The sequence below is a fragment of the Mycolicibacterium sp. XJ2546 genome (assembly GCF_053483195.1).
The window spans coordinates 17,922-34,261 of record NZ_JBEFRW010000023.1 but is presented as its reverse complement, the minus strand read 5'-3'; the positions used below and the strand labels follow the sequence as shown (position 1 = coordinate 34,261).

General features: G+C 62.5%; 19 protein-coding genes. All 19 read left to right on the top strand.

What is annotated here, in order from left to right:
- The 19 genes from ABQE44_RS24310 to nuoK all read left to right on the top strand — a co-directional run bounded on the left by ABQE44_RS24310 (position 1) and on the right by nuoK (position 16,334).
- The gene (locus ABQE44_RS24310; protein ID WP_448432376.1) at positions 1-249 is read left to right on the top strand and encodes a HypC/HybG/HupF family hydrogenase formation chaperone; all 249 of its coding nucleotides are present in this window, start codon (positions 1-3) and stop codon (positions 247-249) included.
- A complete protein-coding gene (locus tag ABQE44_RS24305; RefSeq protein ID WP_069406937.1) occupies positions 249-971 on the top strand; it encodes a hydrogenase assembly protein HupF in 723 nt (240 codons plus the stop codon). Before ABQE44_RS24310 ends, ABQE44_RS24305 begins: the two co-directional genes overlap by 1 nt.
- On the top strand, positions 968-1,648 hold the full coding sequence (locus ABQE44_RS24300) for a D-sedoheptulose-7-phosphate isomerase (RefSeq protein ID WP_448432374.1): 681 nt from the start codon (positions 968-970) through the stop codon (positions 1,646-1,648). The genes ABQE44_RS24305 and ABQE44_RS24300 overlap by 4 nt, the downstream gene beginning before the upstream one ends.
- Positions 1,645-2,757, top strand: a complete 1,113-nt coding sequence (hypE, locus tag ABQE44_RS24295; protein WP_069406935.1) for a hydrogenase expression/formation protein HypE — start codon at positions 1,645-1,647, stop codon at positions 2,755-2,757. The genes ABQE44_RS24300 and hypE overlap by 4 nt, the downstream gene beginning before the upstream one ends.
- Before the next feature lie 33 nt (positions 2,758-2,790).
- Entirely contained in the window at positions 2,791-3,063 is a 273-nt protein-coding gene (locus tag ABQE44_RS24290) for a HypC/HybG/HupF family hydrogenase formation chaperone (RefSeq protein WP_448432372.1), read from the top strand.
- A gap of 14 nt (positions 3,064-3,077) precedes the next feature.
- Positions 3,078-4,223: a hydrogenase formation protein HypD gene (gene hypD / locus ABQE44_RS24285; RefSeq protein WP_064929221.1), complete on the top strand. Its 1,146-nt coding sequence runs from the start codon at positions 3,078-3,080 to the stop codon at positions 4,221-4,223.
- A gap of 5 nt (positions 4,224-4,228) precedes the next feature.
- A complete protein-coding gene (locus ABQE44_RS24280; protein ID WP_064929227.1) occupies positions 4,229-4,978 on the top strand; it encodes a DUF6390 family protein in 750 nt (249 codons plus the stop codon).
- Positions 4,975-5,820, top strand: a complete 846-nt coding sequence (locus tag ABQE44_RS24275) for a hypothetical protein (RefSeq protein ID WP_448421873.1) — start codon at positions 4,975-4,977, stop codon at positions 5,818-5,820. The genes ABQE44_RS24280 and ABQE44_RS24275 overlap by 4 nt, the downstream gene beginning before the upstream one ends.
- Before the next feature lie 173 nt (positions 5,821-5,993).
- Positions 5,994-6,353 (top strand): NADH-quinone oxidoreductase subunit A, encoded by a 360-nt coding sequence (locus tag ABQE44_RS24270; protein ID WP_448432417.1) that lies wholly within the window; start codon positions 5,994-5,996, stop codon positions 6,351-6,353.
- The gene (locus ABQE44_RS24265) at positions 6,344-6,898 is read left to right on the top strand and encodes a NuoB/complex I 20 kDa subunit family protein (RefSeq protein ID WP_448421871.1); all 555 of its coding nucleotides are present in this window, start codon (positions 6,344-6,346) and stop codon (positions 6,896-6,898) included. The genes ABQE44_RS24270 and ABQE44_RS24265 overlap by 10 nt, the downstream gene beginning before the upstream one ends.
- On the top strand, positions 6,895-7,554 hold the full coding sequence (locus ABQE44_RS24260; protein WP_069407688.1) for an NADH-quinone oxidoreductase subunit C: 660 nt from the start codon (positions 6,895-6,897) through the stop codon (positions 7,552-7,554). Before ABQE44_RS24265 ends, ABQE44_RS24260 begins: the two co-directional genes overlap by 4 nt.
- Positions 7,554-8,867 carry an NADH dehydrogenase (quinone) subunit D gene (gene nuoD / locus ABQE44_RS24255; RefSeq protein ID WP_069407687.1) on the top strand — a complete coding sequence of 438 codons (1,314 nt, stop codon included), beginning with the start codon at positions 7,554-7,556 and terminating at the stop codon, positions 8,865-8,867. The genes ABQE44_RS24260 and nuoD overlap by 1 nt, the downstream gene beginning before the upstream one ends.
- Positions 8,864-9,613 (top strand): NADH-quinone oxidoreductase subunit NuoE, encoded by a 750-nt coding sequence (gene nuoE / locus ABQE44_RS24250; protein ID WP_069407686.1) that lies wholly within the window; start codon positions 8,864-8,866, stop codon positions 9,611-9,613. Before nuoD ends, nuoE begins: the two co-directional genes overlap by 4 nt.
- A complete protein-coding gene (gene nuoF / locus ABQE44_RS24245; RefSeq protein WP_448432370.1) occupies positions 9,610-10,989 on the top strand; it encodes an NADH-quinone oxidoreductase subunit NuoF in 1,380 nt (459 codons plus the stop codon). The genes nuoE and nuoF overlap by 4 nt, the downstream gene beginning before the upstream one ends.
- Positions 10,976-13,357 carry an NADH-quinone oxidoreductase subunit G gene (locus ABQE44_RS24240; protein ID WP_448432368.1) on the top strand — a complete coding sequence of 794 codons (2,382 nt, stop codon included), beginning with the start codon at positions 10,976-10,978 and terminating at the stop codon, positions 13,355-13,357. The genes nuoF and ABQE44_RS24240 overlap by 14 nt, the downstream gene beginning before the upstream one ends.
- Entirely contained in the window at positions 13,357-14,670 is a 1,314-nt protein-coding gene (gene nuoH / locus ABQE44_RS24235) for an NADH-quinone oxidoreductase subunit NuoH (RefSeq protein ID WP_082933229.1), read from the top strand. The genes ABQE44_RS24240 and nuoH overlap by 1 nt, the downstream gene beginning before the upstream one ends.
- A complete protein-coding gene (nuoI, locus tag ABQE44_RS24230) occupies positions 14,663-15,205 on the top strand; it encodes an NADH-quinone oxidoreductase subunit NuoI (RefSeq protein ID WP_064928410.1) in 543 nt (180 codons plus the stop codon). The genes nuoH and nuoI overlap by 8 nt, the downstream gene beginning before the upstream one ends.
- A complete protein-coding gene (locus tag ABQE44_RS24225; RefSeq protein ID WP_448432366.1) occupies positions 15,202-16,038 on the top strand; it encodes an NADH-quinone oxidoreductase subunit J in 837 nt (278 codons plus the stop codon). The genes nuoI and ABQE44_RS24225 overlap by 4 nt, the downstream gene beginning before the upstream one ends.
- The gene (nuoK, locus tag ABQE44_RS24220; protein ID WP_064927453.1) at positions 16,035-16,334 is read left to right on the top strand and encodes an NADH-quinone oxidoreductase subunit NuoK; all 300 of its coding nucleotides are present in this window, start codon (positions 16,035-16,037) and stop codon (positions 16,332-16,334) included. The genes ABQE44_RS24225 and nuoK overlap by 4 nt, the downstream gene beginning before the upstream one ends.
- The last annotated feature ends 6 nt before the right edge of the window (positions 16,335-16,340 follow it).

Below are 16,340 nucleotides of genomic sequence, written 5' to 3'. Positions count from 1 at the left end.
ATGTGTTTGGGGATTCCGGGACGCATCACGCAAATCTGGGATGCGGCGAACGGCGCGCGGATGGCGCGGATCGCCTTTCCCGGTGAAGACAAGACTGCCTGCTTGGCGTATCTGCCAGAGCTGCAGATCGGCGACTACACGATCGTGCACGCCGGGTTTGCCTTGACCCGCATTGACGAAGAATCGGCGCGAATCACCCTGGCGACGATGACCGAATACGGCGTGTTCGGCGATCCGGCGGTGTCGTGATGTCTACCACCACCACCGACCACGGACTGGGCGCTGACCTCGCCGCAGATCTCGCTGCGACATCGCTGACGCTGGCCCGGCGATTTTCTGCCGGAGGCACCATGTGGTGTCTGGCACCGTCTTGGCAGCCGCATGCCCAACACATCGCGGTCGAGTTCGTGCACCCGGTCATCGTTGGCAAGCGGGCGCTGCCCGCGGTTGCGCTGACCGATCCCGACCTCGTCGATGTCGTGCGAGTGTCTGTGCGTTCCGGGGACATCGTGATCGCCGTCGCGGACGCCGACGACGCCGATGTGCGGTCGGTCATGCGCAGAGCGCCGGCGTGGGGCGCCACCACCATTTGGATAGGCAGCGGCACACGTCCCTTCGACGGCGCGGCCGACCATGTGCTCTGGCTCGACGATCCAGATCCGGGATTGCCAGCGACCGGGGGGTTCGTCCTGCTGTACCACCTACTGTGGGAACTGACCCACGTCTGTTTCGAACACCCCGGCCTGCTGAATGTCGACGAGTGCACCGACGAGGTGTGCATCACCTGCAGCGACGAGGGGCGCCTCGCCGAGGTACTCGCTCCGTCGGACGGCAGTTCGGCGATGGTGCGGACCGCCAAAGGCGCCGAGAGTGTGGAGACGGTCCTCATCGGTCCGGTGTCGACCGGTGACTTGCTGCTGGTGCATGCGGGTATGGCAATCAGCCGGGTCGGGCAGGAGGTTGACGGATGAACACAACGGAATCCGGTGCCGGGACGCCCCAGGAGGCTACCAATTTCCTCTACCCGTTCATCGACTCGCAGGAAACCGATTCGGGATCGTTGCTCACGGACCTCGCCGCATCGGCGCAGGCGAAAGCGGCCGAGAGCGCCGCGTTGCGCCGGTCCTCACTGGAAGCCAACGCTGCGCTGGTGGACAGTGCGGGTGCCGAGATGGCACGGCGGTTCACCGCCGGCGGTCGGCTGTTCACATTCGGAAATGGCGGTAGCTCAACAGATTCTGCGACGTTGGCGGCGTTGTTCGTGCGGCCGCCGCTGGGCCGGCCGCTGCCGGCCTGGTGCCTGACCGCCGATCAGGCCATCCTGACTGCGTTGGGTAACGATGTCGGGTTCGAGTTGGTGTTCGCACGCCAACTGATCGCTCGTGCCGGGGCGGGCGACATCGCGATCGCCATGTCTACCAGTGGCAATTCAGCGGACCTCACGCACGCACTGCGCGAAGCCAGGCGCCGAGGCCTTTACACCATCGGCTTTGCCGGATACGACGGCGGGGCCTTCGCCAGCAGTGCCGACGTCGACGCGTGTTTCGTCGTCAGGTCGCAGAGCGTACATCGCATCCAAGAGGCGCAGGCCCTGCTCGGCTACCAACTCTGGTCCACCGTGCATAAGAAGGGGAACGTCGGCTCATGAGTAAACCAGTCAGCGACTACCGCTCGACCGGCCCGAGTTGGGCCGAGGGCGAGGTCATTGAGCGCATCGAAACGTTCCGTCGCCGCAGACCGCGGCTCCGGGACGAAATCATCACGCTGGCACATGGTGCGGGAGGAAAGTCCTCGGCGGCGCTGGTGGATGCCGTCTTCGTCGAGGCATTCCGCAACCCAGTGTTGGAGTCTCTCGATGACGGCGCAGTGATCTCGCTGCCGGAGGGGCCGCGCATGGTACTTTCCACCGACTCGTTTGTGGTGCAGCCCTTGCGCTTTCCCGGCGGATCTATCGGCCACCTCGCGGTTCACGGCACGGTCAACGACCTCGCCATGGCCGGTGCGATCCCCTCCTGGATCACGGCGGCGTTCGTGCTCGAGGAGGGTTTCCCGGTATCCGAGTTGGAAGCCATCGTCGCGGACATGGCCACCGCGGCGGCCGCAGCGGGTGTGCAGATCGTCACCGGCGATACCAAGGTGGTGCCGAGGGGCGCGGCCGACGGGCTGTTCATCACTACGAGCGGTGCCGGGATTATCCCGGCGGAGCGCGAGTTTTCTGCCACCCGGGTCTGCCCGGGGGACAAGGTGCTGCTATCCGGGTCGATGGGTGACCACGGTATGGCGGTGATGTTGGCCAGGGGCGACTTGGCGATCGATGCCGACATCCACTCCGACACCGCATCGGTCAGCGAGCTGGTGGAAGTGATGCTCGCGGCAGCACCATCCACTCGCTGGCTGCGTGACCCGACCCGCGGCGGTGTTGGCACTGTGTGCAACGAGCTGGCCCAAGCAGCCAACGTCGGGGTGGTCCTTGATGAACAGCGTCTGGTGGTGCGGCCAGACGTGGGCGGTGCCTGCGAAATGCTCGGTATAGACCCGCTTTACGTCGCCAACGAAGGAAAATTCATTGCTGTGGTCGCGCCGGATGAGGCCGATGTCGCGCTGAGTGCGTTGCGGTCGCATCCCTTGGGTACCGACGCGGCCGAGATCGGTGAGATCACCGCCGAACCGACGGCCGCTGTGCTATTGCGCACGGTGTTCGGCGGTACCAGAGTCGTCGACATGCTGGTCGGTGACCCGTTGCCGAGGATTTGTTGACAAGGTCTGCAGCGAAGAAAGGAGCGTGGCGCCATGTGCCTCGGTATTCCTGGGCGGATCGTCGAGATCACCGACGCCGCAAACTATATGGCAAAGGTCGACGTCAGTGGCGTACGTCGGATCATCAGCGTGCGATTGCTGGAGAAAGACATGCCGGAGCCCGACGACTGGGTGCTGGTTCACGTTGGCTTCGCGATGGCAAAGGTCGATGAAACCGAGGCGCTGCTTACTCTCGCCGCTGTGCAGAAGCTCGGCGAAGCATACGACAGCGAGATCGAAGCCTTCGACACATCATCGATCGTCTGAAAAGGAGAGCACACATGCGATTCGTCGACGAGTTCCGTGACCCTGCGGCAGCCAGGAAACTCCTGGGAACCATAGAGTTCCTGGCCAAGGAGGGACACGATGGCGAGCCGTTCAAGTTCATGGAAGTCTGCGGTGGGCACACCCATACCATTTACCGACACGGTATCGAGCACCTGCTTCCTGAGAGTGTCGAACTGGTCCACGGCCCTGGTTGCCCGGTGTGTGTGATCCCGATGGGGCGGATCGACGATGCCATGTGGTTGGCCGCTCAGCCCGATGTGATCTTCACCTGCTTCGGTGACATGATGCGGGTGCCTGGCTCGCACGGCAGTCTGCTCGACGCAAAGGCGCGCGGAGCTGACGTCCGGTTCGTCTACTCTCCGCTGGACGCGCTCAAGATCGCTGTCGACAGCCCGGACAAACACGTGGTGTTCTTTGCCATCGGCTTCGAAACCACCGCTCCGTCCACAGCGGTAACCCTCTTGCGGGCCAGTGAACTCGGAATCACCAATTTCAGTGTGTTCTGCAATCACGTCACGATCGTTCCGCCGATCAAAGCCATTCTGGAGTCGCCCGACCTTCGGCTGTCCGGTTTCCTCGGACCTGGCCACGTTTCGACGGTGGTCGGCAACCGGCCGTACCGATTCGTTCCCGAGGTATACCGAAAGCCTCTGGTGGTAGCCGGATTCGAGCCCTTGGACATCATGTCAGCGGTGGCGATGCTGCTCCGGCAGATTCGCGAGGGGCGCTGCGAGGTGGAGAACCAGTACTCCCGTATCGTGCATCCAGAGGGCAATCCGGCCGCTCTGGCACTGCTGGGCAAGGTTTTCGCGCTACGGCCGCATTTCGAGTGGCGTGGACTCGGGTTCATCTCACAGAGTGCGCTCAAACTGCGTGACGAGTACGCAGAATTCGATTCGGAGCTTCGATTCGACATGCCCGGAGTGCGGGTCGCCGACCCCAAGGCATGTCAGTGCGGCGAGGTACTCAAAGGTGTGCTCAAGCCATGGGAGTGCAAGGTGTTCGGCACCGCCTGCACACCGGAGACACCGATCGGGACCTGCATGGTCTCGGCTGAAGGTGCTTGCGCCGCCTATTACAACTTCGGCCGGATGCACCGTGATGCGGCCCAGCTCGTAGGGCAGGCCGGGCAGGTGTGACGCAGATGGTGCAGCAGGTGAGCATCAGCGGACCGCAGATGTTCGCCCGGTATGCGTACGCGCCCAATCAGCTGGGCTATTGCGGACCGTCGGAGAGTACCGCCCTGCGCGAAGGTTCAGACAAAGCGGTCCGCGCAGTGGCGCAACGCTTCTCGGGGGCATGGCCGTATTTGCAGGTACTGTCCCGGATGACCGGAATCGCTGACCCGCTTGATCTACGTCTGGTCGAATCATATTGGTTGGGTGGAGGAGTCGCGGCATCGATCGACCCCGCTGAGTTCTATGCCGAATTGCTCGCCGTTATCGGACCGCAAGCCGGGCACTACTGGATGCACTTGACGCCGGAACTGGCCGAGGAGGCCGCTGGAAATCACTGCTTCCACGTTTTCGGTGTCTATCCTTGGTCGCGGTTGTTGGGTAAGGGGATGGACGAGCATCCGATCCACATCCTGGACAGCTGCCGCATCACGCCGGCCAAGGTGCTCAGCCGAGACGGTGATCAGGTTACTGTTCGCAGTCGGAACCTGGCGTGGGACGGCCAGGCCCTGAGTATGTCCGCTCCGGCCAACCGCATTGTCGATGTCTTCGTCGATGGGTATAGCGCGGTACCCCAGGTGGCTCCTGGCGACCGAATTGCGCTGCACTGGGGTGGCATATGCGGACGGGTGGGGACAGCGCAGGTGCGAGCCCTCGATGAGTCCACTGCGCGGCAGTTGTCGCTCACAAACCGCAGACTCGCCATGGAGATTCGGTGAGACCGCGAATTGTTCAGGCCGACGGCCAGATCGGCTTCTACTGGGTCACGCCGACGGGCACCCAGACCACCTTGCAGAGCCTTGTCGCCGAGGACGAGGAGCCCGACCGGCTCATCGCAACCCATCTCGAAGCTCTTGATGACGCGCTGATCATTGCCGCTGAACGATTCGGGGAGTATCTGGGCGGTGGAAAGACGCCTATCGAACCGACCGAACGTGAGAGCTTGCTCGACCTGCACCGTGCCCTGGACCGGTTGTGTTTCGACTACGCGACCGCACTTGAATCGGTCGCCATCACCGCGGATGTCCGCGCCGGCAAGATCATCGGCACGGCCGCCCTGTTTTCGATTCGGGCCCGGCAGCCGCTGGGTTTGCTTGGGCCGGCGCCGCTCGACGATGAACTCGACGATCCGACGCTCGGCGTCGTCAGCGGATTCGGCCAGATGCAACAGGTCGATGAGGACAGGCCGTGGAAGGGTGGACGCTGGGTCCTACGCGCCGAATCAGGACAGCGCTTCCCGTTGACGTTGTCGATGCTTCTGTTCGATAGCTCCGGGGTGAACAAGGACGCGGCCCGCACCGAACATCGTCAGGCGATCGAAGCGGTGGTCTCCTCGGCGTGCAGTGCCGAGGCTGATCCGTTTGCCGTCACATGTGCACTGGACTGGCTGCTATACGACTGGTTGATGGCGCACCGCGACGGGCCGGACAGCGCCGAGATCGTATTTCCGAAAGGCCATGACTCCGATGCGCGAATGATCGTTGCCGCCTCGGCCGCTTCGGTGGCTGCCAGGGCCACGTTCGATCCCGGCCTGGTCGGCCTGTCGCAGACACCGCACTGAATCTATCCCTCCTCGAATCACCTGGCGTATCCCCCATCTTGGGGTCAACCCTTCGTCGTCCGGCCGGTAGACAGTTCAGAACGAGGTAATCCCGCCGCCGGCGGTCCAGGTTGCATCACTTCGGCACAACGTCAGTGCATCGTCTGTCGCGCAGGAGGGCTGCAGGTATGGGAATGGGAATCTATGTGCCGATCCTGGTTCTCGGCGCGATTGCCGCCGCATTCGCGGTGGGCTCAGTGGGTATTGCGTTACTGATCGGTCCGCGCAGATTCAACCGGGCCAAACTGCAGGCGTACGAGTGTGGCATCGAACCGGCCCAACACGCGCTGGGGATGGGCCGATTTCCCATCAAGTTTTACGTGACCGCAATGCTGTTCATCGTCTTCGATATCGAGATCGTATTTCTGTACCCGTGGGCTGTGGCGTTTGACCAGCTGGGGATCTTTGCCCTGGTCGAGATGGCGTTGTTCATGGCAGTGGTCGTCGTGGCGTACGGCTATGTGTGGCGGCGGGGTGGGCTGGAATGGGATTAGAGGAGCAGCTGCCTGGCGGGATCATATTGTCGACCGTGGAAAAGATGGCTGGATACGTTCGGAAAAATTCGTTGTGGCCGGCAACGTTCGGCTTGGCGTGCTGCGCGATCGAGATGATGTCAACGGCCTCACCGCGATTCGATATTGCCAGGTTCGGCATGGAGCGGTTCTCGGCGACCCCTCGCCAGGCCGATCTGATGATCGTTGCGGGCCGTGTCAGCCAGAAAATGGCTCCGGTGTTGCGGCAGGTGTACGACCAGATGGCGGAACCGAAATGGGTTTTGGCAATGGGTGTTTGCGCATCTTCTGGTGGAATGTTCAACAACTACGCGATAGTCCAGGGCGTCGACCATCTAGTGCCGGTGGATATCTACCTGCCTGGATGTCCACCGCGTCCAGAAATGTTACTGCATGCAATTATCAAGCTGCACAGCAAGATTCAACAAATGCCATTGGGCGTGCACCGCGAAGAGGTGGTCGCCGCCGTTGAGCAGGCGTCACTGGCGTCCACGTCGAGCCCAAAGACTGACCGAGGTGCACGATGAGCAACCGAAGCGGAGTTGGCCGCGGAATGTTCGGCGTCGCCGGCAGCGGTGACACGTCGGGTTACGGCCGCTTGGTGCCCCCGGTGAACCGGCCGAGCAGCTCGCCACGTCCCTACGGTGGCTATTTCGACGACATCGTCGACCGGTTGGTCGAAATCCTGGGCGGCCGGGGATCGTTCGAGACCAGTGTCGAGCGCGTCATGGTGCACCGCGACCAACTTACTCTGTGCGTGCACCGATGGCAGCTGCCCCGGCTCGCAGTACACCTGCGCGATGACGAGGCATTGCGATTCGAACTGTGCGCCGGTGTGTCCGGCGTCCACTATCCGGACGAGGCCGGTAGTGAGCTTCGTGCCGTCTACCCATTGATGTCGATCACCCACAATCGGCGTATTCAGTTAGAAGTCTCTGCACCGCAGAACGACCCGCGCATTCCATCATTGTTCGCGCTCTATCCCACCACCGACTGGCACGAGCGGGAGACCTATGACTTTTTCGGGATCATCTTCGATGGACATCCGGCGCTGACCCGGATCGAGATGCCTGACGACTGGGTCGGCCATCCCCAACGCAAGGACTACCCGCTCGGCGGTGTTCCCGTCCAGTATCACGGTGCCCAGATCCTGCCCCCCGATCAGCGGAGGTCATACCACTGATGACCGAAATACCCGAAATGACGGTCACCGTGGCCGGGCAGGATTGGGACGAGATCGTGGCGGCAGTCCGCGACGCAGGCCCGAGCGCAGCCTCGGCCGAGCGAATCGTGGTCAATATGGGTCCACAGCACCCGTCCACTCACGGTGTGCTTCGGTTGATCCTGGAGATCGAAGGTGAGACGGTCACCGAGGCTCGCTGCGGCATTGGCTATCTGCACACCGGAATCGAGAAGAACCTCGAGTATCGCACCTGGGCACAGGGCGTCACGTTCGTCACCCGGATGGATTATCTGTCACCGTTCTTCAACGAAACTGCCTATTGCCTCGGTGTCGAGAAGCTACTCGGCATCAGCGACGATATCCCTGAACGCGCCAGCGTGATCCGGGTGATGCTGATGGAGCTCAACCGCATCTCATCGCATCTGGTGTCACTGGCCACCGGTGGGATGGAGTTGGGCGCGATGAGCGCGATGTTCTACGGCTTTCTCGCCCGGGAGGACATCCTCAAGGTATACGAGGCAATCACCGGTCTGCGGATGAATCACGCCTACATCCGGCCCGGGGGACTGGTCGCCGACCTGCCAGACAACGGTCTCGACCAGGTTCGCGAGCTGCTGAGGACGTTACCGGGTCAACTCAGAAAGCTGGAGGATCTGCTGCGGCGGAACTCGATCTGGAAATCGCGCAACCAAGGCGTCGGCCATCTGGACCTCACCGCCTGTATGGCGTTGGGGGTCACCGGACCGGTACTGCGCGCCACCGGCTTGCCCCATGATCTGCGCCGGTCACAACCCTACTGCGGCTACGAGACATACGAATTCAATGTGATCACCGGTGAGAACTCCGACTGCTACGACCGTTTCGTGATCCGCGTCGACGAAATGAAGGAATCGCTGAAGATCGTGCAACAGTGTGTAGATCGGTTGGAGGCCGGGCCGGTGATGATCTCGGACAGAAAGCTGGCCTGGCCGGCCGATCTCACGCTCGGTCCAGACGGATTAGGTAACTCACCCGAGCACATCGCCCGGATCATGGGGCGCTCGATGGAGGGGCTGATCCACCATTTCAAGCTCGTGACCGAGGGGATCCAGGTCCCGCCGGGCCAGGTGTACGTGGCGGTGGAATCGCCGCGGGGTGAGCTCGGCGTGCACATGGTGTCAGACGGCGGGACTCGTCCCTACCGGGTGCACTACCGAGATCCATCGTTCACGAATTTGCAAGCGGTAGCCGCGATGTGCGAGGGCGGTATGGTCGCCGACGTGATCGCCGCGGTGGCGTCGATCGACCCGGTGATGGGAGGTGTGGACCGATGAGTGAAGTGTTTCTGAAGTTAGTCCCGCGGCCGCAAGAGCCGGCCCATCCCATCGGCGGACCGAGACACTACCCCGGGGATGTAACGGCACGGTTGGCTGCTGACGCGGCCACGATCATCGCAAAGTATCCACAGCCGCGGTCCGCGCTGCTACCGCTGCTGCATCTGGTACAGAGCCACGACGGGTATCTGGCCGCGGCCGGTGTCGACTTCTGCGCCCGACAACTCGATCTCACCGATGCCGAGGTGGCCGCGGTCGCCACGTTCTACTCGATGTACCGGCGTTTTCCGACCGGTAAGTATTTGGTGGGCGTATGCACCAACACGTTGTGCGCGATCATGGGCGGCGACGCGATCATCGAAGCGCTGCAGGACCATCTGGGAATCAGTGTCGGGCAGACCACCAATGACGGCCAGGTGACGCTGGAACACGTCGAATGCAATGCCGCCTGCGATTACGCGCCGGTCGTAATGGTCAATTGGCACTTCTTCGACAACCAGACCCCTTGCCAGGCAAGGGAACTCGTCGACCAACTGTGTCGTGGCGATGTCGTCACGTCCAGCCGGGGTGGCCCGGTGTGTGACTTCAGCACTACTGCCCGGTGTCTCGCGGGTCTGCCGGAGCGCCAGCCCGAAAGGAGTGGTGGTGAACCGGGCGCGGCGACACTGGCCGGACTCAAGGTCGCGCGAGAGCTTGGCATGACCGCCAGATACCCGCACACACGACAGAACCGGAAGGGCCGATGACGCTCGCAAGCACGCCGCAAACATCTCTCACACCGGTGTTGAGTGGATTCTGGGACGAACCGCAGCCATGGTCGCTGGACACCTACCGTCGACACGACGGCTATCTTGCCATGGCTAAGGCGCTGGCCATGAATCCCGACGATGTCATTGCGTTGGTCAAGGATTCGGGCCTGCGTGGGCGCGGTGGCGCCGGCTTCTCGACGGGGACCAAGTGGTCGTTCATCCCACAGGGGCGCAATGGCCCAGGGGCCGACCATGACACACCGCATTACCTGGTGGTGAACGCCGATGAGTCTGAACCGGGTACCTGCAAAGATATCCCGCTGCTGATGACTACACCGCACTTTCTCATCGAGGGCATCATCATTGCCGCGTACGCGATCCGTGCGCATCACGCATTCATCTACCTGCGCGGCGAGGTGCTGCCGGCATTACGCCGGTTGCGGACCGCCGTCGAAGAGGCTTATGACGCTGGGCTTTTGGGTCATGATATCGACGGATCCGGATTCGATCTGGATGTGATCGTGCATGCCGGCGCGGGCGCCTACATCTGCGGTGAGGAGACGGCGCTGCTGGACTCCCTGGAAGGCCGCCGCGGCCAACCCCGGCTGCGTCCACCATTCCCCGCGCAGGCTGGCTTGTACGGCTGCCCCACGGTGGTCAACAATGTCGAGTCCATCGCGAGCGTCCCGCCGATCCTGCTCCATGGGGATGGATGGTTCGCCTCGATGGGATCGGAGGGGTCGCCGGGTTTCACGCTGTATTCGTTGTCCGGCCATGTAACCCGTCCCGGCCAGTACGAGGCACCGCTCGGTATCACCCTGCGCGAGCTGCTGAACTACGCCGGCGGGGTCCGCGCCGGTCACACCTTGAAGTTCTGGACCCCGGGCGGGTCATCGACACCATTGTTGACCGCTGAACATTTGGATGTGCCATTGGACTACGAAGGTATGGCCTCGGTCGGCTCCATGCTGGGTACCAAGGCGCTGCAGATTTTCGATGAAACCACGTGTGTGGTGCGAGCGGTGCGGCGCTGGACCCAGTTCTATGCCCACGAGTCATGCGGCAAGTGCACCCCTTGCCGTGAGGGCACATACTGGTTGTCACAGATCTATGAGCAGTTGGAGACGGGCTCTGGAACAACGACGGACCTCGCCAAGCTCCTCGACATCTCCGACACCATGATCGGAAAATCCTTTTGCGCCTTGGGAGATGGTGCGGCAATGCCGATCATTTCATCGATCAAGTACTTCCGCGCCGAGTACGAGGCCCATATCGGCCGTGGGTGTCCGTTTGATCCCCACGCCGCGACATTGATGGCGACCGAAGACGCAACCGTGTCGGGCAGTGGAAGGGGCGGTTGTGACGTCAGCTGAATCCACCAGGGGCAACTCCGCGCTGGAGATGGTGTCGCTGACCATCGACGACCACCAGATCGTCGTGCCTACAGGTACATTGGTAATCCGCGCCGCAGAGCTCATGGGAATCCAGATTCCTCGATTCTGCGATCATCCGCTACTGGATCCGGTAGGGGCATGCCGGCAATGCCTGGTCGAGGTCGAAGGACAACGCAAGCCACTGGCGTCGTGCACCACAGCGGTGACCGAGGACATGGTGGTGCGTACCCAATTCAGTTCCGCGACCGTCGATGATGCCCAGCGCGGGGTGATGGAACTGTTACTGATCAACCATCCGCTGGACTGCCCGGTGTGCGACAAGGGTGGGGAATGCCCCCTTCAAAATCAGGCCATGTCCAGCGGCGGTCCAGAGACTCGATTCGATGGTGCCAAGCGGACGTACCCGAAGCCGATCAACTTGTCCACACAGGTGTTGCTGGACCGGGAACGCTGTGTGCTGTGTGCCCGATGCACCCGGTTCTCCGAGCAGATCGCCGGAGACCCTTTCATCGAGATGCTCGAACGCGGTGCACAGCAGCAGGTGGGAACCGCGTCGGGTCAGCCGTTCGAGTCGTATTTCTCGGGTAACACCGTACAGATTTGCCCGGTCGGGGCGCTGACCGGCACCGCATACCGGTTCCGGGGTCGACCGTTCGACCTGGTGTCCAGCCCCAGCGTGTGCGAACACTGTGCGTCCGGATGCGTTCAGCGCACCGACCACCGGCACGGAAGAGTGCTGCGGCGACTGGCCGGTGACGACCCCGACGTCAATGAGGAATGGAACTGCGACAAGGGGCGGTGGGCGTTCAGCTATCCGACCGTCGGTGATCGGATCACCACACCGTTGCTGCGCGATACCGAGGGCGTTTTGCGTCCGGCCGCGTGGTCGGAGGCGATCGGGTTCGCTGCCGAGGGGTTGGCCGCCGCCAAGGGTCGAGCGGGAGTTCTGGTCGGGGGAAGGCTCACCGTCGAAGACGCTTATATGTACAGCAAATTTGCCAGAATCGTGCTGGGCACAAACGATATCGATTTCCGCGCACGTCCGCACTCGGCGGAGGAAGCCGAGTTCTTGGCAGCCCGCGTCGCGGGTACCCCGATGACGGTGACCTATGCGGACCTCGAGAGGGCGCCGACCGTCCTGTTGGTCGGCTTCGAGCCAGAAGAAGAAGCGCCGATCGTGTTCCTGCGGCTGCGCAAGGCCGTGCGAAAGAACGGCCTTGCCGTAATAGCTGTCGCACCTTTCGCCACAACAGGACTCACCAAATGCAATGGCCGGTTGGTCATGACAGCACCGGGCAACGAGGCCTCCGCACTTGAGGCGTTGTCCACAGAACTTCCTGACGGAACCATCATCTTGGCCGGTGAGCGGTTGGCGACCAGTACGGGTGCCTACTCGGCGGTGGCCCGACTTGCCGATAGCGTCGGGGCATCGGTGGCCTGGATCCCGCGGCGGGCCGGCGACCGGGGAGCTCTGGAGGCCGGTTGTCTGCCGAACTTGCTGCCGGGTGGCCGGCCGGTGTCGGACAGCCGAGCCCGCGAGCAGACCGCCAGTGCATGGCGTACCGACGGCCTGCCCACCACCCCGGGGCGGGATACTGGTGGGATCCTGATGGCGGCCGCGCAAAGGGAGATCACCGCCCTGCTGGTCGCGGGCGTAGAGCCCGGCGACCTACCGGACCCTGCGGGCGCGGTCGGCGCGTTGTCTGACGGTCCGTTCGTGGTGAGCTTGGAAATGCGCGAAAGCGCTGTCACCGAACGGGCTGACGTCGTTCTGCCCGTCTCCCCGGTGGTGGAGAAAACGGGCTCCTTCCGCAACTGGGAGGGCCGTGTCCGACAGTTCAGGGCCGCGACACCTAGCAACGCAAACTCGGATCTGCGTGTCCTCCATATTCTGGCGGAACGGATCGGGGTGGACCTTGCGTGCCCGACACCAGTTGCAGCCGCAGCCGAACTGTCCGCTCTCGGCAGTTGGTCGGGAAGGCGTCCCGCCACCCCCGATGTCGCTGCGAATCCACCCATCTCACCAGTGCCAGGCCAGGCACTCCTCGCAGGATGGCGGATGTTGTTGGACTCCGGCCGATTACAGGATGGTGAACCGCATCTGGCTGGTACTGCACGGACCACTGTGGTGCGGCTGTCGCCCCGCACCGCAGCTGAGATCGGTGCGAGCGACGGCGACCCGGTGACGGTGCGAACCGACCACGGATCGATCACCCTGCCGCTGGTTCGAACCGATATGCCGGACCGCGTGGTCTGGCTCCCGGTGAACTCATCGGGTTGCGCCGTACGCGCCCAACTCGGGGCGGGTTCTGGCGAGGTCGTCGATATCGAGCGGGGGGCCATATGATGACCCCGACCGACCTCAGCGTATTCGGGCTCGATCCGTGGTGGCTCATCCTTGCCAAAGCGCTGGCCATTTTCGTCTTCCTGCTTGTGACGGTGTTGGTCGCAATCCTGTTGGAACGCAAAGTATTGGGCCGGATGCAGATGCGCTTCGGCCCAAACCGGGTCGGGCCGAACGGGATGCTGCAGTCCTTGGTCGACGGGATCAAGCTTGCCCTCAAGGAAGGTCTGATCCCGTCCGGCGCAGATAAGCCGGTCTATCTATTGGCCCCGATCGTCGCGGTCATCCCGGCGTTCATGGCGTTCGCAGTCATCCCGATGGGTCCAGTGGTTTCGGTGTTCGGCCACAACACACCGTTGCAGCTGACCGACCTTCCGGTGGCGGTGCTCTATATCCTTGCCGTCACATCGATCGGCGTGTACGGAATCGTGTTGGCGGGCTGGTCATCGGGCTCCACCTACCCACTGCTGGGCGGGTTACGTTCAGCCGCACAGGTGGTGTCTTACGAAATCGCCATGGCGCTGTCTTTTGCGAGTGTGTTCCTGCTCGCCGGCACCATGTCTACCTCCGGTATCGTTGCCGCCCAGGACGGTACCTGGTATGCCGTGCTGTTATTACCTTCCTTCGTCGTGTATCTGATCGCGATGGTCGGTGAGACCAACCGGGCTCCTTTTGATCTGCCGGAGGCAGAGGGGGAGCTGGTCGGCGGATTCCACACCGAGTACTCATCGCTCAAGTTCGCAATGTTCATGCTTGCGGAGTACGTCAACATGACCACGGTTTCGGCACTGGCCGCCACGATGTTCCTCGGCGGCTGGCGTGCGCCGTGGCCGGTCAGCATCTGGGATGGTGCGGTCGGCGGTTGGTGGCCGCTGGTCTGGTTCGTCATCAAGGTGTGGACGTTCCTGTTCGTGTTCATCTGGCTGCGCGCCACGCTTCCGCGGATGCGTTACGACCAGTTCATGGCGATCGGCTGGAAACTACTCATCCCGGTGTCGCTGGCCTGGATAATGATGGTCGCCGTACTGAAATCCGTTGGCCGCAACGGTGTCATCCCGATGCTTATCTCGAGCACACTGTTATTGGTGTCGATCTGGCTGATGCTCCGTTTCCGGCGGGGCCAACAAGACCACCAGCAGGCGCTGGCACGAACCTCGGTGGTCGGCCATACCGGACTGTTTCCGGTCCCTCTTTTACCGAGGCCGAACGCAGCCGTCACGATGCCGCCCTACGTCGCCAACGGCACACCGATCCACAACGGTAAGCCGATTCGAAACGGCGCCGTTCTGACCAAGGGAGAAGACCGCCATGTCTAAGTTCACCAGTGCGGTCGCCGGATTCGGAGTGACATTCCTATCGTTGTTCAAAAGGCCGGTGACGGAAAGTTATCCGGAAGACCCCGAGCCGACCGCTCCGCGTTATCACGGTCGCCATCAATTGAACCGCTACGCCGACGGTCTGGAGAAATGCATTGGATGCGAACTATGCGCGTGGGCCTGCCCGGCGGATGCCATCTATGTGGAGGGCGCGGACAACACCGATGGCCGCCGGTTCTCACCGGGGGAACGTTTCGCGCAGGTGTACCAGATCAATTATTTGCGATGCATCGGTTGTGGATTGTGCATCGAAGCTTGCCCTACGCGTGCGCTCACCATGACGAATGAGTATGAAATGGCCGATGACAATCGATCCGACCTCATATACGGCAAGGACGACCTGTTGGCTCCACTTCTGGAGGGAATGCTGACTCCTCCCCATGCCATGGTCGCGGACGCAACGGACGAGGACTACTACCGCGGAAACATCACCGGCGCCGCGGCGGACCACCGGGAAGCGAGGTCGAGCTCATGAGTATCGAGGCATCGGCGGCAGTGTTGGCCGCAGCGCCAGTCGTGCGGACCTCGACCGGGGAGGCCGTCGTGTTCTGGATCGTCGGTGCTTTGGCGTTGACCGGAGCTCTCGGTGTGGTGTGCGCGCGGAAGGCGGTGTACTCGGCCATCTTCCTGGCAGCCACGATGATCAGTCTCGCCGTGTTGTACATCGCTGCGGGAGCGCCGTTCTTGGGTGTGGTTCAGGTAGTCGTCTACACCGGCGCCGTCATGATGCTGTTCCTGTTCGTCGTCATGCTGGTCGGTGTCGAATCGGCGGAGTCATTGGTTGAAACCATTCGGGGGCAACGGGTTGCGGTCATGACCGTGGGTGCGGGGTTCGGAGTCCTGTTGATCGCAGGTATCGGTCGAGCGTCAACCGCGGTTACCGCGGGACCGGCAACGGTCACGCCGACGGTCGGGAGCGACCATCTCGCCGGCCAGGAGAACGTTCAAGGCCTTGCCGCGCTCATCTTCGTCAGGTACCTGTGGACGTTCGAGCTCACCAGTGCACTGCTCATCACCGCGGCACTGGGGGCGATGGTGATGGCTCACCGGGAGCGCTTCTCCCGTCGCAAAACTCAACGTGAACTCGCTGCGGAGCGTTTCCGATCCGGTGGATATCCGACCCCGTTGCCGGCCCCCGGCGTCTACGCACAGCACAACGCGGTCGACATCCCGGCCCTGCTGCCCGACGGTAGGCCGGCTGAGCTGTCGGTCAGCAGGACTCTGCAACGTCGCGGCGTGGTGTTGCGACTGCTGGTCGCTGAACCTGAGAGATGCCGGAGCACATTCACCGAAGAGGGTGTGCGATGAACCCGGTCAACTACCTATATCTGTCAGCATTGCTGTTCACGATCGGTGCAGCCGGAGTTTTGTTGCGGCGCAATGTCCTTGTGATGTTCATGTGTGTGGAGTTGATGTTGAACGCCGCAAACCTGGCCTTCGTGGGGTTCTCCCGGATCAACGGCTACCTCGATGGTCAGGTGGTGGCCTTCTTCACCATGGTGGTCGCCGCCTGCGAGGTGGTGGTGGGCTTGGCGATCATCATGGCGGTGTTCCGTACCAGGCGTTCGACCAGCGTGGACGATGCGAATCTGCTGAAGCATTGAGGGGGC

Coding starts and splice junctions, on each gene's coding strand:
- ABQE44_RS24310 (WP_448432376.1), top strand. CDS start 1: ATGTGTTTGGGGATTCCGGGACGCATCACGCAAATCTGGGATGCGGCG.
- ABQE44_RS24305 (WP_069406937.1), top strand. CDS start 249: ATGTCTACCACCACCACCGACCACGGACTGGGCGCTGACCTCGCCGCA.
- ABQE44_RS24300 (WP_448432374.1), top strand. CDS start 968: ATGAACACAACGGAATCCGGTGCCGGGACGCCCCAGGAGGCTACCAAT.
- hypE (WP_069406935.1), top strand. CDS start 1,645: ATGAGTAAACCAGTCAGCGACTACCGCTCGACCGGCCCGAGTTGGGCC.
- ABQE44_RS24290 (WP_448432372.1), top strand. CDS start 2,791: ATGTGCCTCGGTATTCCTGGGCGGATCGTCGAGATCACCGACGCCGCA.
- hypD (WP_064929221.1), top strand. CDS start 3,078: ATGCGATTCGTCGACGAGTTCCGTGACCCTGCGGCAGCCAGGAAACTC.
- ABQE44_RS24280 (WP_064929227.1), top strand. CDS start 4,229: ATGGTGCAGCAGGTGAGCATCAGCGGACCGCAGATGTTCGCCCGGTAT.
- ABQE44_RS24270 (WP_448432417.1), top strand. CDS start 5,994: ATGGGAATCTATGTGCCGATCCTGGTTCTCGGCGCGATTGCCGCCGCA.
- ABQE44_RS24265 (WP_448421871.1), top strand. CDS start 6,344: ATGGGATTAGAGGAGCAGCTGCCTGGCGGGATCATATTGTCGACCGTG.
- ABQE44_RS24260 (WP_069407688.1), top strand. CDS start 6,895: ATGAGCAACCGAAGCGGAGTTGGCCGCGGAATGTTCGGCGTCGCCGGC.
- nuoD (WP_069407687.1), top strand. CDS start 7,554: ATGACCGAAATACCCGAAATGACGGTCACCGTGGCCGGGCAGGATTGG.
- nuoE (WP_069407686.1), top strand. CDS start 8,864: ATGAGTGAAGTGTTTCTGAAGTTAGTCCCGCGGCCGCAAGAGCCGGCC.
- nuoF (WP_448432370.1), top strand. CDS start 9,610: ATGACGCTCGCAAGCACGCCGCAAACATCTCTCACACCGGTGTTGAGT.
- nuoH (WP_082933229.1), top strand. CDS start 13,357: ATGACCCCGACCGACCTCAGCGTATTCGGGCTCGATCCGTGGTGGCTC.
- nuoI (WP_064928410.1), top strand. CDS start 14,663: ATGTCTAAGTTCACCAGTGCGGTCGCCGGATTCGGAGTGACATTCCTA.
- ABQE44_RS24225 (WP_448432366.1), top strand. CDS start 15,202: ATGAGTATCGAGGCATCGGCGGCAGTGTTGGCCGCAGCGCCAGTCGTG.
- nuoK (WP_064927453.1), top strand. CDS start 16,035: ATGAACCCGGTCAACTACCTATATCTGTCAGCATTGCTGTTCACGATC.